The sequence below is a fragment of the Flammeovirga sp. OC4 genome, from assembly GCF_000812565.1.
Classification (GTDB): domain Bacteria; phylum Bacteroidota; class Bacteroidia; order Cytophagales; family Flammeovirgaceae; genus Flammeovirga.
Genome location: NZ_JTAM01000023.1, coordinates 69,489 through 94,660 on the forward strand (window position 1 = coordinate 69,489; position 25,172 = coordinate 94,660).

Annotated in this window: 15 protein-coding genes; 7 read left to right on the forward strand and 8 right to left on the reverse strand. The window is 35.3% G+C overall.

What is annotated here, in order from left to right:
* Positions 1-44: 44 nt before the first annotated feature.
* Positions 45-1,490: a sulfatase gene (locus PL77_RS14940; protein ID WP_044206924.1), complete on the forward strand. Its 1,446-nt coding sequence runs from the start codon at positions 45-47 to the stop codon at positions 1,488-1,490.
* 92 nt (positions 1,491-1,582) lie between these two features.
* On the opposite strand, the gene PL77_RS14945 is transcribed toward PL77_RS14940, so the two are convergent.
* The 4 genes from PL77_RS14945 to PL77_RS30655 all read right to left on the reverse strand — a co-directional run bounded on the left by PL77_RS14945 (position 1,583) and on the right by PL77_RS30655 (position 8,526).
* Positions 1,583-2,941: a PAS domain-containing sensor histidine kinase gene (locus tag PL77_RS14945; protein WP_044206852.1), complete on the reverse strand. Its 1,359-nt coding sequence runs from the start codon at positions 2,939-2,941 to the stop codon at positions 1,583-1,585.
* Positions 2,931-4,319 carry a sigma-54 dependent transcriptional regulator gene (locus PL77_RS14950; protein WP_044206854.1) on the reverse strand — a complete coding sequence of 463 codons (1,389 nt, stop codon included), beginning with the start codon at positions 4,317-4,319 and terminating at the stop codon, positions 2,931-2,933. Before PL77_RS14950 ends, PL77_RS14945 begins: the two co-directional genes overlap by 11 nt.
* A gap of 699 nt (positions 4,320-5,018) precedes the next feature.
* Positions 5,019-6,530: an alpha-L-fucosidase gene (locus PL77_RS14955; RefSeq protein ID WP_044206855.1), complete on the reverse strand. Its 1,512-nt coding sequence runs from the start codon at positions 6,528-6,530 to the stop codon at positions 5,019-5,021.
* Positions 6,531-6,570: 40 nt separating this feature from the next.
* Positions 6,571-8,526, reverse strand: a complete 1,956-nt coding sequence (locus tag PL77_RS30655; protein ID WP_052444447.1) for a family 43 glycosylhydrolase — start codon at positions 8,524-8,526, stop codon at positions 6,571-6,573.
* A gap of 438 nt (positions 8,527-8,964) precedes the next feature.
* On the opposite strand from PL77_RS30655, the gene PL77_RS14965 reads away from it, so the two are divergent.
* The gene (locus PL77_RS14965; RefSeq protein ID WP_082026550.1) at positions 8,965-9,690 is read left to right on the forward strand and encodes a tRNA-uridine aminocarboxypropyltransferase; all 726 of its coding nucleotides are present in this window, start codon (positions 8,965-8,967) and stop codon (positions 9,688-9,690) included.
* A gap of 50 nt (positions 9,691-9,740) precedes the next feature.
* Here the strand turns inward: PL77_RS14965 and PL77_RS14970 are convergent, their stop codons facing one another.
* The 4 genes from PL77_RS14970 to PL77_RS14985 all read right to left on the reverse strand — a co-directional run bounded on the left by PL77_RS14970 (position 9,741) and on the right by PL77_RS14985 (position 15,061).
* On the reverse strand, positions 9,741-11,426 hold the full coding sequence (locus PL77_RS14970; protein WP_044206857.1) for an IS1182 family transposase: 1,686 nt from the start codon (positions 11,424-11,426) through the stop codon (positions 9,741-9,743).
* Positions 11,427-11,541: 115 nt separating this feature from the next.
* Entirely contained in the window at positions 11,542-12,231 is a 690-nt protein-coding gene (locus tag PL77_RS14975) for a hypothetical protein (protein WP_044206859.1), read from the reverse strand.
* 148 nt (positions 12,232-12,379) lie between these two features.
* The gene (locus PL77_RS14980; protein WP_044206861.1) at positions 12,380-12,970 is read right to left on the reverse strand and encodes a hypothetical protein; all 591 of its coding nucleotides are present in this window, start codon (positions 12,968-12,970) and stop codon (positions 12,380-12,382) included.
* A gap of 1,011 nt (positions 12,971-13,981) precedes the next feature.
* Positions 13,982-15,061: an alkene reductase gene (locus PL77_RS14985; protein ID WP_044206863.1), complete on the reverse strand. Its 1,080-nt coding sequence runs from the start codon at positions 15,059-15,061 to the stop codon at positions 13,982-13,984.
* A gap of 259 nt (positions 15,062-15,320) precedes the next feature.
* Here PL77_RS14985 and PL77_RS14990 point away from each other — a divergent pair, with 259 nt between their 5' ends.
* The 5 genes from PL77_RS14990 to galB all read left to right on the forward strand — a co-directional run bounded on the left by PL77_RS14990 (position 15,321) and on the right by galB (position 25,169).
* Positions 15,321-16,940 carry a glycoside hydrolase family 43 protein gene (locus PL77_RS14990; RefSeq protein WP_044206864.1) on the forward strand — a complete coding sequence of 540 codons (1,620 nt, stop codon included), beginning with the start codon at positions 15,321-15,323 and terminating at the stop codon, positions 16,938-16,940.
* A gap of 369 nt (positions 16,941-17,309) precedes the next feature.
* The gene (locus PL77_RS14995; RefSeq protein WP_082026551.1) at positions 17,310-19,502 is read left to right on the forward strand and encodes a glycoside hydrolase family 3 C-terminal domain-containing protein; all 2,193 of its coding nucleotides are present in this window, start codon (positions 17,310-17,312) and stop codon (positions 19,500-19,502) included.
* An 82-nt stretch (positions 19,503-19,584) separates the two neighbouring features.
* Positions 19,585-21,270, forward strand: a complete 1,686-nt coding sequence (locus PL77_RS15000; RefSeq protein WP_044206866.1) for a sulfatase-like hydrolase/transferase — start codon at positions 19,585-19,587, stop codon at positions 21,268-21,270.
* A 9-nt stretch (positions 21,271-21,279) separates the two neighbouring features.
* Positions 21,280-22,662, forward strand: coding sequence for an SGNH/GDSL hydrolase family protein (locus PL77_RS15005; RefSeq protein WP_082026552.1), 1,383 nt, complete (start codon positions 21,280-21,282; stop codon positions 22,660-22,662).
* Between the two features lie 11 nt (positions 22,663-22,673).
* Positions 22,674-25,169 (forward strand): beta-galactosidase GalB, encoded by a 2,496-nt coding sequence (gene galB, locus PL77_RS15010; RefSeq protein WP_052444449.1) that lies wholly within the window; start codon positions 22,674-22,676, stop codon positions 25,167-25,169.
* Positions 25,170-25,172: the final 3 nt, after the last annotated feature.

The following is a 25,172-nucleotide window of genomic DNA, read 5'->3' on the forward strand; positions in this document are numbered from 1 at the left end:
ATATTCATCTAAAGACACTGACTACAATTTTATTTTTTAAAAGTATGAATAAGAGATTTTTTAGAGTAATTATCAGTTTGCTCATAATTACACCTATTTTTTCGAATGCACAAGAAGACAAGAAACCTAATATTTTAATCATCAATGTAGACGATATGGGTTGGACTGATGTTGGGTATATGGGAAATGATGTCTACCATACTCCAAATATCGATCAATTATCAAAAGAAAGTATAATTTTTATGAACGGGTATGCTGGTGCTGCCAATTGTGCCCCTTCTAGAGCTTGTTTACTTACTGGTCAGACGACTACACGTCATGGTATTTATACTGTTGGTCCGTCTACTAGAGGAGAAGATTACACACGTAAAATAGTACCCATAGAAAACCACCCACATTTACAAAAAAAGGCTTTGACAATTGGAAATATTTTCAAGCAAAATGGCTATCAGACGGCAGCCTTTGGTAAATGGCACGTCAGTAGAAAAGCAGAAGATTATGGTTTTGATTATGCAAGAGGAACAAGTCATCAAGGACATCCTCCTTCTTATATTAGCCCATTTAAACTAACCAATTTAAAAGATGGTGAACAAGGAGAATATCTAACGGATCGAATAACGGATGAGGTGATTCATTATTTAAAAAATGAAAGGAAAAGTGATCAACCATTCTTTGTCTATTTGCCTTATTATGCTGTACATACACCTTTAATGTGCAAGCCAGGTATGGATGAAAAATATAAAGGCAAAAAGCAAAAAGACGGAGCACGCCTCAATCCTCAGTATGCCGCACTTATTGAAAATACGGATTGGAATATTGGACGATTACTTGACTTATTGGATGAACTGAAATTAACAGATGATACAATTATCATTTTCACTTCTGATAACGGCGGTATCTACTCAATTTCTCACCAGTTTGGTATAAGAGCAGGTAAAGGTTCTTATTATGAAGGTGGCCTTAAAGTCCCAATGCTTTTTAAGTGGAAAGGACACTGGGAAGCCGGCAAAAAAGAAAATACGAAAGTCACTCAACTTGATTTCTTGCCTACTTTAGCAGAAATCACAAATAGTACAATTCCTGATGGTTATGCTTTAGATGGTAATTCAATTGCCCCATTATTAACTGGCAAAGGTAAGTTTGATAAAAAAAGAACTTTAGTTTATCATTTCCCTATTTATTTACAAGCGTATGAAAAAGGAGGTGATGATGCAAGAGATGCATTGTTCAGAACTCGTCCGGGGTCAGTGGTGATACAAGGCGATTGGAAATTGCACTATTATTATGAAGATAAGAAAATGGAGCTTTATAATTTAATAGATGATCCTTCTGAACGTAATAATTTAGCTGATAAGTATGCTAAACGTGCTAACAAAATGTACAACTATTTACAAGAGTGGTTAACTGAAAGGGATGGTAAAATTCCGACTCAATCTAATCCTAAATATGATGCTGAAAAAGAGAAGGCTGAATTGCAAAAATACCTTTAAATTGTATTGGTGTTTTTGATAATAAAAAAATGGCCCGCTTGGATTTTGTACTCTACTATCCAAGCGGGTCATTGTATAAATTTATAATGATATTAGAACCAAACCGTAAACTCAGCTCCTTCATCAATTGAAGAAATAACTGTCAATCGACCTTTATTATTTCTCATAATTTGTCGTGATAAGCTTAAACCAATACCAGTATGTCCTTTTTTGGTGGTAAAGAATGGAACAAAAATTCGAGACAATGCATCTGACTCAATTCCAGAGCCATTATCAATCACTTGTAATACAGGGCGGTTGGTATGATCGTCTTGTTTACAGATAATAGTGACCTTTCCATTTTCCTTTCCTTCTAGTTCCTCAATGGCATTTTTAATTAAGTTTTGAATCACCTCACTCAATTGCTGAGGGTCAGAAGTAACCATCAAGCCTTCCACTTGAATATCCAATTCAATCTCAACATCTTTTTCAATACTAATCGATTCATATTGAATCAATGTCTCCTTACAGAGTTCTCCAAGATTAATATGTTGTGGTTCACTTTCTCTTAAATGTGCCATTACCCTAAAGTCTTCTGCCAATTTCGACATCTGATGGCTTCTTTGCTGGATGGTATTTAATGCAAGATTTAAATCTTCAAAATCTTCAGCGGTTGGAATTTCAGATCGCTCTAAAATTCCTTCTTTTATATATTCTAACTCGGCACTTACGGTATCACTCAATGATGAAATTGGTGCCATTGCATTCATGATCTCATGTGTTAAAACTGTGATCAATGATTCCCATGCTTTGATTTCTACTTTCTCTAACTCTTCTGCTACTCTTGTGATATTGAATACATTGATGACTTCACCCTTTACATAGACTGTCATTTTCTGAATTAAAACTTTGTCTACGTTATATTTCCCTTTCAATTCACATTGATAACTTTCCATGTCATCATCATTCGTAAAGATGGTGTAAAGTGCAGGGAACGCCTCTTTAAAATCTAAAATATTGGCCGTTTTGATACCTGAAAAAAGTCGTTTTGTCGTCAAATTAGAAAAAACCACTTTTCCGGAAGGATCAAAGGCAATTAACCCCGAATCCACATGCTGGGCAATACTTTTATAAAACATTAAATCAGACTCTCGGTTGGACCTTAATTCCTTAAAACGGTCCAATGCAGAAGTCAATGACTTATTGAGTTCATTTTGAATATCACCTGAGGCATTTACTGAAAAAGTCTGTGTAAAATCGTCGTAGTTAATAGCGTCTAGAAACTTCTTCATTTCAAATGCAATACCACTTAATTTTTGAATCAAAAGATATACTTGATAAGAAAGTAATCCAAAAATAAATATGGTGGTCGCCAAGTATTCTTTCAACAAGAAAAAACTCAAGGCAATTGCTGTTAAAACGAGAAGAAAAACTCTAAGTGATACTTGAAGTTTGAATTGTTTATAAACCATGTTTTTCGAGTCTTCTGTACAGTGAGGCTCTTGTTAAACCAAGTGATTTAGCGGCTTTAGAAATATTTCCAGAGTATTTACTTACTGCTTTCTGAATCATCATTTTCTCTACAGTATCTAAATCGAACTCAGATAAATCGAATTCTTCCTCATCTTTATTTTTTTCGACTAGGAAAGTAAAGTCCATTGGTTGTAAAGTGTCACTGTCAGCCATAATCACGGCTCTTTCCAAGGCATGTTGTAATTCTCTTACATTGCCTGGCCAATAATATTTTTGAAGTTTCTTCATGGTAGCAGAAGCTACTTTCAATGGACCTCTTCTATACTTCTTAGCATAAATTTCTAAGAAGTGAGCCACTAATAAAGGAATATCCTCAATTCTATCTCTTAGTGGTGGTAAATGAATCTCTACAGTATTGATACGGTATAACAAATCCTGACGGAATTCTTTATTTTCTACCATTTCATAAACCGGCATGTTAGTCGCACACACCAATCGAATATCAATGCTAATTGGTCGGTTATCTCCCACTCTTGTTACTTCTCTTTTTTGAAGTACCGTTAGAAGTTTGGATTGCAAAGTCATTGGGAGGTTACCAATTTCATCTAAGAACAATGTTCCTTTATTGGCAATTTCAAAGCGACCTGCTCTATCTTCACGGGCATCGGTAAATGCTCCTTTTTTATGACCAAATAATTCGGATTGGAATAGTGTCTCTGAGATTGATCCCATATCCACACCGATAAATACTTTCTCATTTCTAAGTGATTGCTCATGAACTGCTCTTGCAATCACCTCTTTACCGGTACCGTTTTCACCTAAAATCAAAATATTGGCATCTGTTTTTGCTACTTTACTGATCAGGGCAAAAACTTTTTTCATTGCAGGGCTATCACCGATAACGATTCCCTCTCCACTTCCCGTCTTACTTAATGCTGATGAAAGCTGCGTTTTTTCTTCTTTCAAAACTTTCACCTGATCATAGGATTTTCTTAAGCGAGCAGCAGAGGTTAAAGTCGCAATCAGTTTTTCATTATTCCAAGGCTTTAATACAAAATCCGTTGCACCCTGTTTAACTGCATTTACGGCTGTTTCTACATCTCCATACGCTGTAATCATCACTACTACAGCATTGGGGTCAATTTCTAAAATTTGTTCCAACCAATGAAATCCTTCTTTTCCACTTGTAGTATCCTTTGTAAAGTTCATATCTAAAAGAATCACATCATAAGAGTCATTCTTTAATAAGAATGGTATCTTGCCTGGATTACTCTCTACTTGAACTAAATCTGCCTGTTTCTTTAATAACATTTTTGCAGCTAGCAAAATGTCTTCGTTATCGTCTATTACAAGGATTTTCCCTAGTGGTTTACTCATTGTGGTACGGTTAGTAAAATTTATTCCATGAAAATAAGTAGTCTTAATTTAAAAGCCTAAAGCAACATTAAAAAATGTCCATAAACGTACACTTTCAATTAAAGAAATAGTGATAAACGTCAATATTTCACTTATTACTAATAATCGTTAAGATATAACCTTTTGAAGAGGATTTAATTTAAGAGATAATAGTTCCAACATTACAAAATAAAATCTGATTCACCCAAAAAAGATTTTTTTTCTTCATTTTTGTTTTGAAACAAAAACGAAGCAAAAAATTCAAGGCTTAGAAGTCAAAAGTTAAATTTCATTTCTCTCACCTATTGAAAGGATAACTCGATCAAAACTTCATCGTTTTGAGATGCTCAAACAGCAAAATCATTTTTAACACCTCACTTCATGATATTATTGACGCTTTTCCCTTCAAGGCCAAGGGAAGAAGTAGCAAATGAATTGGGTAGAAAGTCCACTGGTGCGAATGTTAAGCAATAGCATCATTCGTGTCCTACAGATCAGCAGAAATCTTCTGATTTCTAAATACCATAAATATTCGAAAATTTAGTTTACAGTGTAGTTCCGACTAATAATATAAATAGCCCACTAACACAAATATCAAACGATCGTGATATTTATGATAGTGGGCTCTATATTATAAAAGAAGAAACAAATCAAAATTTGAAAGTTTCTTATAAGATTATATTACATCGCTTTTTCGGATAATTCTAATTTGAAAACAAATGCATGTTCGCATGGTTTCTCCTGAGGCAGCTCAATTTCTAATCCGTTTCCTTTTCTAGCGTATTTTAATTCACCTTTGGTTCCTAGCAATTGAATGTTTTTAATATCACTTTTTAAATACGCTTTTTCAGTCCCTAAACTTTTGATTGTAAGTTTACCGTCTTTTGGCCAAGCTAGAGATATCGCGTAAAGATTGTTTCCGTTGGTTGTAAAACGAATATCTTCTGCAACAGCTTCTTTGTTTTTATGTTCACTCAAATGTCCCTCTTTGATTTCTTGCGGTCCTTCACCATAAATCACCCAAGGACGAGTATCATAAATTGCTTCTCCATTCATTCTCAACCATTGTCCCATTTCTCTCAAACGAGTGGCCACTTCTACAGGTATTTCACCATTTGCCTTTGGCGGAATGTTTAATAAAACAGCTCCATTTTTAGAAACTACATCCACTAAAAAGTCGATTAATCTATTGGTCGATTTATACTTTGGATCATCAATATGACACCACGCTTTCCAATCAATAGAATCATCCGTCAACCAAACAAAGGGCTGTTTATCTTTCATTCTTGAACGCTCTAAATCAAGAACTGCTGTTCCCTTTTTCAAATCATGGAACTTGTAAGTACATACCACTTCTTTACCCCATTTCTGAGCATTATTATAGTAATTGGCTAAGAATTGTTGTCTGTATTTTTCGTCGATAATATCCATTCTATTATCAAACCAAATAATATCTGGCTGGTATTTATCCATTAGTTCATCCAAACGGGCTAACCAATCGTCATTGAACTGTTTATCAGGAAGGGGATCACTTTTGACATCAGCCATCGTGAAAGTTCCTTTTGGAGCATAAGGCCCATATAGCCCTGTATATTGAGGGTCTCCTGCATCAGTAGTTTTGTCCCATGTAGGATACCATGCGTAGGTCCAGTGTCGGTGATAAGTCGCAATAAACTTCATGTTTTGCTTCTTGACAGCCTTGGCCATTTCTCCAACAATATCTCTTTTGGGACCCATTTCTTTAGCATCCCAATGCGTTAATTCACTATCCCACATTGCAAAACCATCTGAATGTTCTGCAACGGGTCCGGCGAATTGAGCCCCTGCCTCTTTGAAAAGTTTAGCCCATTCGTCTGCATCAAAATGCTCACCTGTAAACATTGGAATAAAATCCTTGTAGCCAAATTTATCTAAGCTACCATACTTTTCTTCATGGTATTTTCGAATAGGGTGTCCTTCTCTATACATATAAATAGAATACCACTCTGTCTCATAAGCCGGAACGGAATAAGGTCCCCAGTGAAAATAAATACCAAACTTTGTATTTTTCCACCACTCTGGCACTTGGTATTGACTCAGTGATTCCCAATCTGCTTCGTACTCGATTTTTGTTGTTTCTTTTACCTTGTCAGTGGTGGCACACCCTGCTAATAAAGCCCCCAATAAGGCTCCAGTAATAATTTTTTTGATCATGTCTTAGGCTGTTGTCGTTGCTTTAATTATCCTGATTTATTTATTCAAATTTTACATCTTTCAAGTTCATCAGAAACCCATTATTGCCTTTAAATACAATAAAAATCTTTTCATTTTTGGCTACTTGAGTATTGATATCAGAAGTAAGGTTGGTCCATTTTTGCCAACCACCCGTTTTCTGTATTTCAAAAGAGGCTAATACTTCTCCTTTAAGATCACTTTTTCGAATTTCTACAACACCACCTGTATTGGCAGAAGCTACACCAATCGTCACTTTTTGCGGTTGCTGATTAAATAGTAAGTTATTGAACATCAGATAATCGCCATTTTCAATGTAGCCCACATTTTTTCCTCCTAATTTACAGGACTCAGTCATTACTCCCTCTTGATCAGAAAAATTAGAGGCTTCAATTCCAGCAAAGGCATCATACATTTGTTTTTCCTTGTCAGAACTAAAACTAACGACATCACCGGCCTCAATTGTAGACAATTTTGTGACTTTCTTTCCATTGATATGTAAATCCCCTTTTACAAAAGCATCCTTCAAAATATGGGGTTGGGCGGAGTTCAATGCCTTAGGCGTATAAATCAAACCTTGATTTGCTTCAAAAATTATTCTTTGTTTTGATTGGTTGAATAATTCAATATCTGAGGATTTACCCAAGAGAACCTCTTTCTTTCTCATACATTGCATCCAATCCAATTGTAAAGTTTCAGTATCACCTTTAAATTGGAAAGACAGCTCTTGCATTCCTTTAGGAGTAAACTTCGTTTTCGCTTTCACTACTCTCCACTCTCCTTCTTTCATCGCAGGAATATCAAATGTTGCCCAGCTTTTACCATTGGCTAAAATTTCAACCGTTGCAGTGGTTTTAGAACTTACCCATAAAGCGACTTGGGTAAACTTCTCCTTTTCAAAATTAATATCATGTATTTCTAATTTTGTTGAAGGTGAAATACGCTTCACGACCCAATTAATATCAGAAGCACTCGTTTTCTCTACTTTTCCATTTTCCAATAGGCTATAACGGTCCAATTGTATCGCATCTTTAGCATACAGTTTTGCGATTCCTCTTTGTGTTGCTTTGATTTCAGGGATATTTCCTTCTTCGTCAAAGAAGATTCGATCAGCACACATGGATCTTCTATGCTTGTTACCTGAAATATCCATGTGATGATAGAATAATAACCACTCACCTTTATATTCTACAAAAGAGTGGTGATTGGTCCAACAACCATCTTTCCATCTTTCTAGTACTTTTCCTTTGTACTCAAATGGTCCTTTGGGACTATCTCCTACGGCATAAGAAATTTCCTCTGAACCTGAAGGTGCATGTGGGAATGTGAAATAATATTTATTTTTTCGTTTAAACATAAACGGCCCTTCTTTGTATTTTGAAGGTAAACCTTGTACTTTTTGAGGCTTAGTTTTTATCGACTTCATATCTTGGTTGAGTTCAACCCAATAAAGGTTTTCCCCACCACCATAGTAAAGATAGATGCTACCATCATCATCAATAAATACATTAGGGTCAATACCCTCAATCCCCTCTATATAAGACGCTTCTGGGGTATAAGGACCAGATGGCGTATTTGCCACTGCCACACCAATTCTCCTGAAAGCACTCTTATCTTTCGGCATTGCAGGAAAATAAAAATAATATTTGCCGTCTTTTTCAATACAATCTGGAGCCCACATTCCGTAGCTGTCTTTCTCTACCCATGGTACAGTATTGTGAGACAAAATTTCACCATGATCTTTCCAATTTGTTAGATCGGTTGTAGAATAAACGTGGTAATCTGGCATACAGAAACCGTTATTCCCTTGAATTTGCGTACATGTAGTATCCGATGATGGAAATACAAAAAGTGTATCATTCATTACTCTTGCTGTAGGGTCAGCAGAGAATCGATGAGTGATGAGTGGGTTTTGAGCAAGCGTTTGGTATGCCCCTCCCAACCATAAAAGAATGGTCCAGTAGTAATTAAGTTTCATGTTGTAATTAATAATTCAATTTTTCATTTCTAAGTACGCTGAATTAGCACTTTCAGCGATAACCTAATTCCAATTACAAACATTTATTTAAGTTAGGACCGAAAGAATTAATGGGAAATTTAGTAATTCTTTAAAAAGGTATTTCACCCCCTTATTTCCCTAAAATCTCCACCCGATAATCATAGCGTTTTACTCTTTGACAAAACAGGTAATTTAAAAATAAGCTCATTGTTTTTGAAAGAAAATGCATCGAAGCAAAACGAATAACGCTCTTATTCAACCTCAATAAACAAATATTTCAAATAAAGCTTTTGCTTCAATTTTGAAAATAATTAAGTTAGCAGCCTAAATTCAAGCGATGGCTTGGTTGACCGGAGAAGGCTAGACCATAGTTTTAAGAATTCAGGTTTAGTCAATTAGAAAAAAAAGAATTTCACTTTGCGAGTAGACATAGAAAATCCTAGAAAAAAATGTTATAAATGCATGAGACCCACCGTCTCTTGTAGTTGTAAATACACAAATCCTATACAAACAAATACTCGTTTTGTTATTCTTATGCATCCCATGGAGTATAAGAAAGAAAAAAACGGAACGGGATTGATGACAAACCTTCAACTTGAAAATTCAGAAGTAATTGTTGATGTTGATTTCACAAACAATGAACGCGTCAACGAGATACTAAATGACGAAGAAAATAAATCTTTCTTACTTTACCCTGGAAAAGAAAACTTCAATTTATCGGAACAAAAAGGTACAGCAATAAACAGCTTTTTAGGGAAGAACCCCTACCTTTTTATTCTTGACGGTACATGGCCTTGTGCTCGTAAAATGCTACGATTGAGTACAAATTTACAAGCACTTCCTAGAGTGAGCTTTGATAATACTATAAAATCAAAATTCATCCTAAAACAGCAGCCCGAATCGCTTTGTCTTAGTACCATTGAGTCGGTCTATACTGTCATTAATTTGCTCAAAAAAGGAGAACTTGAACAAAGTGACACCAATGATTTCCTTCTTCCATTTGAGAAAATGATAGAATACCAAGTCAAATGTATTCTTGATCCAGATAACAACCACTATCGACCAAGTCATAAAAAAGGTGCTCTAAAGGCAAAAAATATATATAAGAAGGATTCTCAAAGGAATATTATCTTCGAGAAGTAATATTTCTTAAAAGACGGATGTTGTATAGATTTGGGGCTGTCGCAAAACCATCAAAAATTCCAAATACTCTTCATTTTTAAATCGTATGAACATAAACAGTTTAAAAATGAAGAGTTTTTTATTTTCAACCATTTATTGCGTCGATATAAATAAGCATAAAGAAGAACTATGAGTTGTTCTCCCCTTAATAGAAATCCGGACTTTAATAACTTTATCAGATTGTAAGATATAGTAAATAGTAGCATTTCTATATTTACATTATCTTTTCCTCTTAGAAGAAAGGAATCTAATTTCAAGTTCTTTTTTAGATGGCCAAAAACGGTTTCAATATCATGTCCTCTCATTTTACTTTTCTTTTTCCCTTCTTCCGTTTTTAAAAAGTGAGTGGCTTTTGCTCGTAATCTATTTGCATTTTCTGATATCATTATTTTCCTATACTCAGCTGTCGTACATTTATTTTTTAAAGGGCAAGTATTACATTTTTTACACCTGTATTCTTGTATGATGTTTTTATAGCCATTTTTATGAATTTTGATACGTTGACCGTACCACTCTAACTTTTGATCATTGGGGCATAAATAATAATCACCATCCTCGTAATAGGGCATATTTTTCGCGATAAATTGATTCTTTTTATAAGCCTCTTTTGTCTGTTGGTAATAACCTGGAAACTTCACATAAGGTATTATTTTACGCTGCTCCATCCAAGTAAAAGTTCTTTCTGAGCCATAGCCACCATCCGCTACGATATGTTTCAATGTACCTTTCCCATACCATTCTTCATATTTTGCAACATGAGGTATAAAGGCCTTCTGATCACTTGAAGTTTGATGTAAAGTTACTCCTGTAATAAAACCTTTACTTGTCCCTACTTGCACGTTGTATCCATTAGCATACTCTCTATTTTTCATGCGCATATACGTTGCATCAGTATCTGTTTTAGAATAGGAATTACGTGAGTCTAATGTTTGAAGCTGTTGTTCATATCCATTTAATTGATCTGCTTTTCTTATAATATTGCGGCATTGAGTCTTTTGTTTTTTCGTTACCCTGTCGTTGCCCCTTTTGGAAAGTTGTTCATCAATTTTATGAGCAATTTCTTTGATTTTGTTACTATCTGAACAAGAAGTCTCAGATGGAATATCTAATACCTCATTTTGATGAATCGATTCTTTTTCTAAATTTTCAAGAGTATGAATATATTCTTGCACTTTTGTTCGTACCTGTTGGGAATATCTCTCTGCATTCTTTTTAAATACTGTTTTATACTTATTGGCATTAGCATTAATTAGGGTGCCATCTAAAACATATTCTTCTAAATTCACTAATTCATGCTTTGCTAAATTCAAGACTAAATTAACATGTATATCTTCCAAAACATCTTTTAGATATTTACTCCGAAACCTAGAAATGGTAGCATGATCCGGTGTTTCACCAGAAAGGAGCCACATACATGGTATTGATTCTTTGGCTAGTTTCTCAAGCTCATGACTAGATCTATACGGGGTAGTGTAACTATAAAGAAGAAGTTTCAAAATTAGTTTTGGATGATAAGCAGGACGACCTCCTTCATTTGAAGGTTTATTTAAAAAATACTTACCTACTAAATTCATTGGTAAGCCTTCTACAAAGGAGTCAATTGCTCTGCATATATGATCTTGAGGTATTAAGCTATCCAATTGAGTTGGAAAAATACTTAGTTGATTTTTAGGAATTTCTTTGAACTTTGGGAGCATAGTAAATAATCATTATGTTATAAGTTAAACATAATGATTATTTATTCAAATCTTAGTTTTGCGACAGCCCCTAAGTAAAGCCTACAACTTAATAGTGAGATAAAAATTGGTTTATTTATATACTTATTTCATAAGACGGTTTTGTAATTTGAAAACCTGAAATCTTGTTTATTTCAAGAGCCTCTTTCAACCGTTCAGAAATAAGTATTTTTCCATACAAATATCTTAATGTAAACAAGTCTAAATTATGATCAAAATTATCAACTAGTTTCAATCTATCTGGGACAATATTTTTAAATGATTCAAGTTCCTTATCCTTTATTACTAAATCATCATGCGAGTTTATCTCAATTGGTGTTTTTTCATAATCCCAATTTGGCAATTCCCAAGGTGGAATTCTTAATGTTGAAAAGCTAGATTTTGTAAAGTCAATAAAGGTACTATGACTTTCCTGTAAGTGAAATAAAAAATAGTTTTCCTTTACATCGCTACCATATTTTAATAAAGTAGCCTCAAAAAATGCATGCTTTGGTAGATTGAATTTTGTCATTAAAGCCTTAAGCTTACTATTTACCAAAAAGCTATAGCTATTGAATAATGCACTACTCACTATATCTGTTAAGTTGGAACCTTTACCTAACATCACTGAATTTAAGTCGGGAATAACTTTTGGAGCTTTTAAGATTGGTAAATTCGAGACAGAATCAATCTTTTTAAACTTATAATTGTTACTCATACCATCTGTTTGAGGGTATGTATTCCCAATTTCATCTCCAGTAGAATCTTCTAATATATAATACTTCATTTCATAAAAAGTTTACCTTAATTTTCTGACCATGATCAGTTGTTGCTTTAGTAACTTTTGGTACATCCAGTAACCTTTTTTCTCTATAATATTTCTTTTGCTTCTTCATAAGTTATCAACTTTTCAATTGAACAATTCTAAGTGACGTCTATGGCTTAATACTGAGATTAGCAGGATTATATACTTTTTTTTCAAGTAGATCTATTTCATTCAAAATAGATTTAATATATGGATAATCATATAACATATTAATCTCTGATTTAGGAAATTTAATTTCACTCATGGTGAATCCATTTCTCAGAAGTTTTTTATCGATATTATTCTTTTTCATCAAAATATAAAGTGTCCTCACCTCTACTCTCCTAGAATTGCTTTTATCTTTATCTAAAAAATTTTCAGGCACAATAGAAGTTCCAATATTAGGATAATTTTCAATCCACTGTTTTTTTACGTTGAGCCAATAGATTAGAGCAAATGATTCAAAGCTCTTAGTCTCATTTATTTCAAAACATAAATCTTTAAATAAAGAATCTATTTGTGAACTAATTGATATATCTATTATTATTGAATCGGAAGGTACAATAGCTAATAGCTTTGGATTTTCATTAAAGATTTTTCTTGATAGGAAATCCATCTTTTCCATCTGACTTTTTAATATTTCATCAGGGCATGTTTCTGTTTTATTACATCCAAAAAATATAAATAAAACAAATAGGTTGATAAATACTCTTATCATCATTTTGATTCTAATTTCTTAGCTTTCATAAGTTGAAAACCTAACCAATTATGGACTTAATAATAACGCAAAGTGATATAAGTTGAGAGTTGCAATGGTTTGCTTAGACTTCAATTTGAGACCTCTATTGTAAAAATCAAAATTAGTAGTATTATTTCCAACTATAAATTGATTTGTACCCATCTTGATTAAGTAGACAGACCCTATTTTTATTCAACAAAATTCCATAACTATTCTCAATACCTAAAAGAAACGATCTGATTTATTAAAAAATCAATCAAAAAGTTAAGATGCTAAAGGTAGAAAGGAATTAATAGTTTGACTTTGAATTATCTATACATTTTATCGTTAAATACATTGTTATAAAAACATAATACAGTGTTACAAATATGCTTCTTAAGTGTCAGTATATTGGGTCGTTACTTTATAAGTAATTAAAATAACTCAATGTAGGCGGAGATAAAGCATTATCATAACCTCCTATTTAAATCAAAAACATTGTTGCAATTAAGTATTTGAAGAGCTGAGCTTGAATAAGTTGGATGATCTTTTTGAGAACAACCAAGGTAGCATTTAGGAGCAGGGCGATGGTAATAAATGCTCTTCTCTTACTTGGGAAATAAAAAGGAAGTCCAGAAAATCCGAGTTTAATGATACAACTACTTAATAAGTTGGTGCTAAATTTTCGAAGCACTTAACTACCTAATTATAAATAAATATGAAAAAGATCTTAATTGTTGTTGGAATAATTTCAGTGGGTTTTACATCTTGTTCTCAATGTGACTCAGTAGTATGTTCTATGTGTTATGAAGAGTTAGGGGACTGTGCAAGTGAACCTGCTCACAAGGAGTTTTGCCCAAATCGAGAGTCTGAAACATACTAAAATTTAAAATACAGTTGTAAAGGTTTTAGTATTTAAATACTGCCTACAACATTATAAAATAGAGCTCTCATTGACTTAATAAAACAGTCAATGAGAGCTTAGGAAAAATTGGTCTGCCAAAAAGTTTATGATTATTGAACTACAGCTACTTCGTAATCTGTATATCCTTTTTCACCTGGAGTATAGAAAGTGTCAAAGTCTGGAGTAGCGATCTCAAGATCTTCTTTCATTCTTTCTACCAAATCAGGATTAGAAATAAAGGGTCTTCCAAAAGCTACTAGATCACCTTCTTCGGCTTCTAATATCGCTTCCGCTTTTTCTTTGTCCAATCCACCACTTGCAATAAAGGTGTTTTTAAAAGCTGACTTCAATTTTTGTTTGATCGATTTTGGTACTTCAGGAGCTCCCATGCCACTATGATCTACAATATGAAGATAGACCAAGTCCAAAGCATTAAGGGCATCAATAAGTGCTAGATATTGTTCATCAATTCCATCAAAAGGAGCTAAATCATTGAAGACACCATAAGGAGAAATTCTAATTCCTACTTTATCTGCACCAATAGCTTCCACTACCGCTTGTGCTACCTCAATCGCAAAACGATTTCTTTTCTCTGCGGTTCCACCATATTCATCAGTTCTTTGATTAGAAATTGGGCTTAAAAACTGATTGATCAAATAACCATTTGCAGCATGCAACTCCACACCATCCATACCGCTTTGGATTGCATTTTTAGCGGCATTTACGAACTCTTGAATAGCTTCTTTGATGTCTTCTAAAGTCATTTCTTGAGGTACAGGATAAGGTTGATTACCTTCTGCATCTGTATACATCTCACCGCTCATCGCAATAGCAGAAGGTGCTACTACTCTAGCATCATCAGTCATATTTAAAGGATGAGAAACACGACCAGTATGCATGAGTTGCATAAAAATCTTTCCACCTTTTTCGTGTACTGCAGAAGTTACTTTTTTCCACCCGTCCACTTGTTCTGATGAGTAAATACCCGGAATTCGTGCATACCCCAAACCATTTTTTGAGGGTGCGGTACCTTCAGTAATGATCAAACCTGCCGATGCTCTTTGGGCATAGTACTCTGCCATTAGGTCAGTAGGAATATTGTTTTCTGCTCTACAACGTGTCATTGGAGCCATCACAATGCTGTTTTGTAATGATATTGGGCCTAGAGAATAAGATGAAAATAGTTTCATGTTTACAATGTTCGTTTTTACATATATTGTTACAACAAATATAGTTTAATATTATTATTTTAAAAATGAAAAAGGATCAATTCATAAATAATTCATCTTTACGAAGTAGTCAATCCTACAGAAGACAGGCATAAAGATTTTTATGAGATTGAACCCTAAAAATTCTCCCCCTTTTTTGATCATAATAATTATCGGTTGTACTTTTTTAATAGAACTACCTTTAGAGTATCAATAAATAACTTTTTAAATAATACAAAGTATGAAGCTAAAAGCATTTTTTCCCTTTTTATTAATTATTACAGCCTACTTCCATGTATGGGGGCAAGAACCTCCACAAACTTTTAAAAACCCGATCATCAGTGGTTATCACCCTGACCCTTCTATCTGTAGAGTAGGCGACGATTACTACCTTGTCAATTCCTCATTTGTTTGGTTTCCTGGACTTCCTATCTATCACAGTAAAGATCTAGTGAACTGGGAACAGATTGGGAATGCAGTTACTAATCCTGAGAGTGTCAATTTTGATGGTTTAAAAGACAGGTTAGGTCTTTTTGCACCTACCATTCGTCATCATGAGGGTGTTTTTTATATTATCAATACATGTGTAGGATGTAAAATGAATTTTTATATCACTGCTGAAAATCCAGCGGGACCATGGTCTGATCCTATATGGCTTCCGCAAGCAACAGGAATTGATCCTTCTCTTTTTTGGGATGATGATGGAAAGGTTTATTATACAGGAACTGGGCCTGTTAAAGAAAAGCAATGGGCTACACAAACTGTGGTTTACAATCAAGAAATTGACCTGACTACGCATCAATTAATTGGTGAAAGGCATGAACTAACTAATGGTCATGCAAATAATGCCTCATATACAGAAGGACCTCATATCTATAAAATCAATGGACAATACCTTTTATTGGTTTCTGAAGGAGGTACTGAAGAAAATCACGCAATGTCGGTACATCATAGTGACAACATCAACGGGCCTTATGTTGCGGATATCGTCAATCCGGTGCTCACACACAGACATTTAGGAAAAAACTACCCTACGTATGCCATTGGTCATGGTGATTTGGTTCAAACCCAAAATGGCGAATGGTGGGCCGTTATGCTTGGTAAAAGATGGAAAAATGGCATCACAACGTTAGCCAGAGAAACATTTTTGGCAAAGGTAGATTTTGAAGGGCAGACACCTATTTTCAATAAAGGAAAAGGAGTTGTTCTTTCGGAACAGCAACGTCCTGATTTACCTTGGACGCCTGTTCCAGCATTACCTGTTATCGATCAATTTGATAAAGAGCAATTAGCCTTTAAATGGTGCACCATCCGAACACCTAAGTCCCCATTTTATGAATTAGAAAATGGCACATTAAAAGTAAAACTAAGAAAAGAGGTGATGAATAGTAAGACCAATTCATCTATTTTGATTCAAAGATTAGTAGATCATGATTTTGAAGCTTCTACTCATTTATCGTTTAAAACATCTAAACCAAATGAGCATGCAGGCCTTACTATCTACCGCACCAACGAGAATCACTTTAAGCTGATGAAAGAGAAAAATTCGATAGTACTGATTGAAACTTTCAAAGGAATAGACAAAGAAATTGCCCGTATTCCTTACAAGCAAAAAGAGATTATTTTTAAGGCAGTAGCCAAAGATATGATGGTACAGTTTTACTATGGAAATTCTACTTCAGAAATGCATCCTATTGGTGATAAAAGAAGTTTGATCATCATCGCAGATGAACAGGGAAATGCCAAATTTAATGGCGCTGGAATTGGTGTTTATGCTACAAGCAACGGCGTCGATTCTAAGAATGAAGCCGTCTACGATTGGTTCTCATTAGAAGGTTTAAAAACAAATACTGAATGGTAAAAATGGTCGTTTGACCGGCGATGGTTTCGTGTAATTAACCTACAACAATTAGCTGTTTTAAGGGCGTTGCTTTGCGACGTCCTTTTTATTTTGAAGCATTAAAAATAGATATTAATTGAACATATACGTAGCATCTACCGAAAAACACTGCAATGATTCAGTATTAAAAAAATGAGATTTTAGGGCTTATACCTTCAAAAACAGGATAAATCCCCCACTTCTACTTGCATCTTTTTCAACCCTTAACAATGGACTTTTACTGTACAACAAATCTCCCCCCTCTATTTGCGTAAAATATACACCCCGTAGACACCGTCAATCTAGTATTTTTGAAAACACAACGGCGAAACTTTTTAAAATGGTAGTGAAATGATTAAATACTTATATGCTTTGGGGTGCTTATTTCTATTAGTACCTCTACAAGAAACTATTGCTCAAGAAGAGTTTATTTGGCTCGATCCATATAGAGATACAGATGAAAGAATTGATGCACTTCTTAATGCTATGACATTAGAAGAAAAAGCATCACAGATGGTGGATGTCAGTGCAGGAATTCCACGTCTTCAAATTCCTAAATACAGCTGGTGGAATGAAGCCCTTCACGGAGTAGCGAGAAACGGTAGAGCCACTGTATTTCCTCAAGCTATCGGGATGGCTGCGAGTTTTGACAAAGCACTTATTCAGGATATTGCTACCGCCATTGGAGCTGAAGCTAGAGCAAAGTTTTTAGTAGCTCAAGAAATGAATAATAGTTCCCGTTATGCAGGGTTGACATTTTGGTCGCCTAACGTCAATATTTTTAGAGACCCACGTTGGGGACGTGGTCAAGAGACTTATGGTGAAGACCCTTACTTATCCGGACAAATGGGATTACATTTTGTTAAAGGATTACAAGGAGATCATGAAAAATATATTCAAGCAGCAGCTTGTGCCAAGCATTATGCAGTACACTCTGGTCCTGAAGAAGACCGTCATGTTTTTGATGCGGTTCCTAGTATGAAAGATTTCAGAGAAACTTACCTTCCAGCTTTTAAAACTTTAGTAAAAGAAGGAAAAGTAGAAGCGGTAATGGGAGCCTATAATCGTGTATTTGGTGAACCTGCTTGTGGAAGTGATTTATTGTTAGAAGAAATACTAAGAAAAGAATGGGGATTTGATGGACATGTCGTTTCAGATTGTAGTGCAATCAAAGATTTTTATGCCCATCACAAAGTTTACCCGACACCAGAAGAAGCGACAGCAGCTGCAATTAAAGCCGGTACAGATTTGAACTGTGGTAAGGTGTATAAAGGAAGTATCGTTGCCGCAGTCAACGCAGGTTTAGTGACAGAAAAAGAGGTAGACGAACGTTTAAGAAACCTTTTGGAGACGCGTATTAAATTAGGTTTGTTAGATCCTGCCGAAATCAACCCTTTCAATAAAGTAAGTGGTGATACAGTAGAATGTGCTACCCACAGAAAACTTGCCTATGATGCCGCATTAAAATCGGTGGTTTTACTCAAAAATGACAACAATGTACTTCCATTAAAGAAAGATATCAGAACCCTTTACGTAGTAGGACCTAATGCCAATAACAGTGAAGTGTTGTTAGGCAATTACTTTGGAGTAAGTGGTCATATGACAAATATCTTAGAGGGCATAGTAAGTAAAGTAAGCTTGGGAACAAGTATTAATTACAAACAAGGCATTATGCTTGACAGCGAAAACCGTAATCCGATTGATTGGTCAACTGGTGAAGCGGCAGCGGCAGATGCTTGTATTGCTGTCATGGGTATTTCTGGTTTGATTGAAGGTGAAGAAGGTGAAGCAATTGCGTCTTCATCAAAAGGGGACAAAAATGATTTGAAATTGCCTGCCAACCAAATTGCTTACTTGAAGAAAATCCGTTCAAAATCGAAGAATCCTTTGATTGTGATTTTGACAGCAGGTAGCCCCGTTAACCTTACTGAGATCGCAGAAATTGCAGATGTAATTTTATTTGCATGGTACCCTGGTCAAGAAGGTGGCGATGCTATTGGAGATATTATTTTTGGTAATGCTTCTCCTTCAGGAAAGTTACCTATCACATTCCCTAAATCGGTAGATCAACTTCCTGCCTATGAAGATTATACTATGGAAGGAAGAACATACAGATACATGGACAAAGATCCAATGTACCCATTCGGTTATGGATTGTCATATTCTGAATTTAAATACAGCCCTATTTCTTTCAACAAAGAAAAATTGAAAGCAAAAGAGGTAATTGAAGCAAAAGTAACGATCACAAATACTGGCAATTTTGAAGCAGAAGAAGTTGTTCAGCTTTACTTATCTGATTATAAAGTGAAGTTTGATGCTCCCAACTCTTCATTAAAAGGGTTTGAGAGAGTGCGTTTGAAGCCTGGTGAATCAAAAGAAGTTACTTTTAAAATTACGCAAGAAGCAAGACAAATATTTGACGATAAAGGAAAAGCCATTGATCCTAAAGGGGCTTTAAAAATAACTATCGGAAATGCCTCACCTATGAAAAGAAGTGTAGACTTAGGTGCGAAATTCCAAATAGCAAGTGTGACTATTATGTAACTGCAAGCACAGAAAGACGAGAAACAAATATAGGGGGTGTGATGTGCCTCCTATTATTTCGTCTTGCTTAAAATTTAACAACATGAAATATCTATTACTATTATTTATTACGCTCCCATTTTGGAGTGTAAATGCACAGAAAAAAGCCAAGGATGACCGTCCTAATATTATTTTTATTCTGACGGATGATCAACCTTATGATTATTTAAGTGTGACAGGCAATAAGGTGGTCAAGACTCCTAACATTGACCAATTGGCCAATCAAGGTACTTTGTTTACAAATGCACATATCACAAGTCCTATTTGTATGCCAAGTAGGGTGTCAATGTTCATGTCACAATACGAGAGAAAACATGGCGTCAATTTTAATTCAGGAACAGCATTATCAGAAGAAGCTTGGAAAACAGCCTACCCTGTTGTAATGAAAGAGGCAGGCTATTTTACAGCATATGTCGGTAAAAACCACACTCCATTAGGGAAAAACGGTTATGATTCTAAAGTAATGGAACACGCTTTTGATTATTTCTATGGTGGACACAGACACTTAGGTTTTTATCCAAAAGATCGTCATAAGATATTCAGAGGTGCAAAGAATGATACGCAAATTGAAATCTTAGAAGAAGCTTCATTTGATGTATTAGACAATAACGACTTTAGAATTAAAGAAGCCATTAAAGTGATGGAAGGAAGACCTCAAGATCAACCTTTCCTACTCAATATCTGCTTCAACTTACCGCATGGTGCAAGTACTTCTACCATGAAACAAAAGGAAAGTGATGATGATATTTACAAGTCATTGTTTAGAGATCAAACACTGCCATTACCGGAGCATTATATAGCAAAAAAAGATATCAAAACACCTAAGCTTCCAGCCGATTTATTGCATGTGGAAGACCGTCAGGTTATTTATAATCATGTCGACACGCCAGAAGGAGCAAGAGAAAGATTAACACGTCAGTATCAAGCTATGGTTGGAATCGACCGTTTGGTGGGGAACTTAACAGACAAGTTGAAAGAATTAAAATTAGATAAGAATACAATCATCGTTTTCTCTTCAGACCATGGGTTATTAATGGGACAATATGGTTTAGGAGGAAAAGCACTATTGTATGAATACTGCACTAAAGTTTCTACAATCATTTATGACCCTCGCCTTCCAAAAAAGAAAAGAGTACATAGAAATGACAACTTGGTACAAAGTATTGATATTGCACCTACAATGTTAGCGAAAGCAGGTATTGCAATTCCATCAGAATACCAAGGAAAAGATGTATCGGCTTTATTGACAGATGAAAATGCTTCTGTAAGACCTTATGTGTACACAGAAAACCTATGGTCTACTCATTTTGGAAATCCAAGGTGTGAAGCGGTACAAAACCAAGAGTGGAAATACATCAGATATTATAAAAACGATAATTTCTCAGCGAGTAAAAGAGTGGAATATGCAAAAGCATTGGGCTTGAATGTGAATAGTGTGCTATATGGCATGAATGATAAAGAAATCCCTGTTTACAGAAGCTATGCTGAAAGTTCTTTAAATGGTGAACAGCCCGTTTATGAAGAATTATACCACTTGGGAGAAGATCCTAACGAACTGAAAAACCTCGCTTCTAATGCGCAATACAAAGAGAAACTAGAAGAAATGAGAAAAGTGTGGGCCAAAGAAATTAAAGTAGCTAGAGGTGAAGGACAACCTTTAGTGGAGCGTTTCACAAAAGAATCTGCTTTTGAGTTTAAGCAAAAGCACAAGCCTATAGTTCACGACTAAGAGAAAAAGATGTATAAATCAATCACTTGTATTTTATTACTGCTTAGTTGTACTGTTTTTGGACAACAAAAGATTAGCTTCAAGGCTAATGATCGTGTTGTTTTTATTGGCAACAGTATTACTCAAGACGGAAGATATCACATGCTTTTTCAAAGTTATTGTGCCACTAAATTTCCCACAGTTCCTGTCACTTTTTATAGTGCTGGTATCTCTGGAGATGTAACGGGTGGTATGTTGAAAAGGCATAAAGAAGATATTCTTTCTCGTCAGCCTGATTATGCATTTTTGATGTCGGGTATGAATGATGTGATGGGAAATTTATATGCCCCCAAAATTAAAGTAGATCAAACAATTAAAGATAAAAGGGAGCGCGCTATTTTGAATTACAAAAAAAATATCAAAAAGCTTATTCAATTACTTCAAAAAAGTAAGGTCACTCCTATCTTAATTGCTCCTACCATATATGATCAAACGGCTACAATTGCTACCGTCAATAATGTGGGTGTCAATGACGCTTTAGAAGAATGTGCAGAATTCATATTAGAATATGCTGAGGATAATAAAATATTGGTGGTTGATTTTTTTCACCTATTAAATGAAATTAATACAACGCAACAACAAACAAACCCATCTTTTACAATAGTCGGAAAAGATAGAGTACACCCTGGCAATTCAGGGCATTATGTGATGGCAAGTGAATTGGTGAAGAACGCCTTAGAAAATCACCCTTATGTCTACTCAAAAATCAGCAATAGTGAAAATGTTGTTGTTTTTGAAAATGATTGTAAAGTAGAGTTGATCCAAGAGGAAAACATTAATCAATTGTCATTTTATAGACAAAGCAATGCCCTTCCCTTTCCAATGCTTCCGCAATACAAAGAAGGAGAAAAGTTCAGTAAAGTCTTTCAAACTTTTAATAATGACATCATTGCTGTAGAAGGCTTACAGCAAGGTAAGTATCTGTTGGAAATAGATGGAATAGAGGTTGGTCAATTCAGTGAGCAAGAACTCCAAAATGGAATTAATCTAGCTCACTTACCCAATACACCTCAGTATCAACAAGGGGAAAAAGTACTTCAGCTTTGTCTAGAATATCATCAACTTCAAGCTAAAATCAGAACGGTTGCATTGGTCGAATACAGAATGCTCAAAGATTACAAAGGAGAAGATGATATTGAAGCTAAAATAGCATTTCTCCAAAAAAACTTAAAGAAACAGAAAGGTCAGAGCTGGTATGCTTATCAAAAAAAGACCTGTGATTTATATGAAAAATATGCTTCCAAGGTAGATCAAATTGAGGAAGAAATAAATACAAAGAGATCGAACATTTATAAAGAAAATTTACCCAAGAAACATCTCTATAAACTTACTAAATCAAGTGAATTGAACTAAAGGAATGAATAATGAATAGTTTAAAGAAATTAGGTGTTGGCGTCTTGTGTGGGCTTATGGCCTGTTCGCAACAGCTCCCTCAGCAAGATTTTGAAAGTCTTGAAGAAATCAGTTTTAATGACAATTGGAAGTTTTCTAAAGGAGAACTTCAAAACGGAATGGCATTGGACCTAAATGATGAAGGTTGGAAAACGTTAGACCTTCCTCATGATTGGGCCATTGAAGGCCCTATTGATAAGGCATATAATGCTCGTTGTGGTGGTCTTCCTTTTCATGGTGAAGCGTGGTATAGAAAGGATTTCAATGTCCCTTCTCAAATGGAAGGACAAAAAGTATTTGTTCACTTTGAAGGGGTCATGAATAATGCCGAAGTATTTGTCAATGGGCAAAAAATTGGCGAAAGACCTTACGGTTATATCGGTTTTGAAATGGATATGACACCTTACTTAAAGTTTGGTGAAGAAAATACCATAGCCGTAAAATGTGCTCCAGAAGATTTGAGCTCAAGATGGTACCCAGGTGCCGGTATTTACCGTGATGTTTGGATTGAGTACAAAAATCCAGTTCACATCGCTTTTGATGGTACTTTTATCAAAACACCCATTGTATCTGAAAGAAATGCAGGAATTGAGATTGACATCGACTTAGTTAATGCTTCTAAAAATAATAGTGAGATCAGTATTGAAACTGTGATCTATGATAATAAAGGGGAAAAGGTGGGCGATGTAGTTTCCAGTACAAAAATTGATGCCTCTTCCTCAAAGACCATCAGTCAAAAAGCTACACTCTTAAAACCTGTATTATGGTCGATGGAGAACCCACACTTGTACAAAGCGATTACCCAAATCAAAAAGGGTGAGGAATTGTTGGACAAGTATGCATCTACTTTTGGTGTAAGAACTATTGAATTCTCAGCAAAAGAAGGTTTTCTTTTAAATGGTGAAAGAATCCAATTACAAGGAGTTTGTCTGCACCATGACCAAGGCCCATTGGGTACTGCAGTTAATAGAAGGGCAAAGGAACGACAGTTGCAAATCATGAAAGACATGGGTGTAAATGCCATCCGTACAAGCCACAACCCTCCTGCTAAAGTACTTTTAGAGCTTTGCGATGAAATGGGATTGGTAGTGATTGATGAAGCCTTTGATAACTGGAAAATTGGTAAAGTAGAAAATGGATACAATAAAGTTTGGGACGAATGGAGCGAAGAAGATTTACGTGCTTTGATTCGCAGAGACCGTAACCATCCTTCCATCATTATGTGGAGTATCGGTAATGAAATCTTGGAACAAGGCAGAAAAGACGGCTGGAAAGAGACGAGAAGATTGGCTAAGATTACTAAATCAGAAGACACTTCCCGTCCTGTAACAGCAGGTTTCAACTACCACCCTGCCTCTATTGTCAACAAATTGGCTCACGAAATTGATGTAGTAGGTTTTAACTACTTCCCAATGCGTTATGAAAAAATCCTAGAAGAATATCCTGAATGGGTAGTGTATGGATCTGAAACGTCTTCATGTACAAGTTCAAGAGGTTATTATGAAAGACCGGTTGCTCCTACTTTTACCAAAGGGGTGAACCAAGTAACAAGTTACGATTTAGTAGGGCCTCCTTGGGCGTATCCTCCTGACTTGGAATTTGATATGTTAGCAAAGAGTCCTAGAATTCTAGGTGAGTTTATGTGGACCGGTTTTGATTACTTAGGCGAACCTACTCCTTACGGAGGAAAAGACAACTCTACCAATGGTTATTGGAATGGTGATTGGCCAAGCCACTCATCGTATTTTGGTGCTGCTGACTTATGTGGTTTCCCTAAAGACCGCTATTATTTATACCAAAGTCAATGGACAAGCGAACCAATGGTTCACGTACTTCCTCACTGGAATTGGGAAGGTCATGAAGGGGAAATCATTCCTGTACATGCCTTTACAAATGCAGAAGAAGTAGAACTTTTTGTCAACGGCAAATCAATGGGTAAAAAAGTGAAAGGTGTGGACTTAACTCCTATCAAAATGACCCACCGTGATTGGAAACAGGAAGGACCATTGATGTCAAAATATAGATTAAGTTGGGAGGTTCCTTATACTCCTGGCAGTATTGAAGTAGTGGCTTACGCTAAGGGCAAAGAAGTGGCAAGAAAGGCCATTAAAACCGCAGGAAAACCTCATCATATTGAATTGGAAGCCGATCGTAGTTTGATCGCTTCTGACGGAAAAGACCTTTCGTACATTACCGTAAAAGTAGTAGATGAAAAAGGCAACTTCTGTGCTACTGCTTCCAATATGATTCATTTTGAAATCAGCGGAGACGGTAAACTGGCAGGTGTAGGAAATGGTGATGCTGCATCATTGACTTCATTACAAGGCCGCAAAATGGAAGTATTTAATGGTCTAGCCCTAGCCATTGTTCAAGGGGCAAAAAATCCTGAAAAACCGATCACTTTAACAGCTAAAGCAGAAGGACTTCAGGACGCAGAAATTAAAATATCTTTTCAACCATCATTATAATAA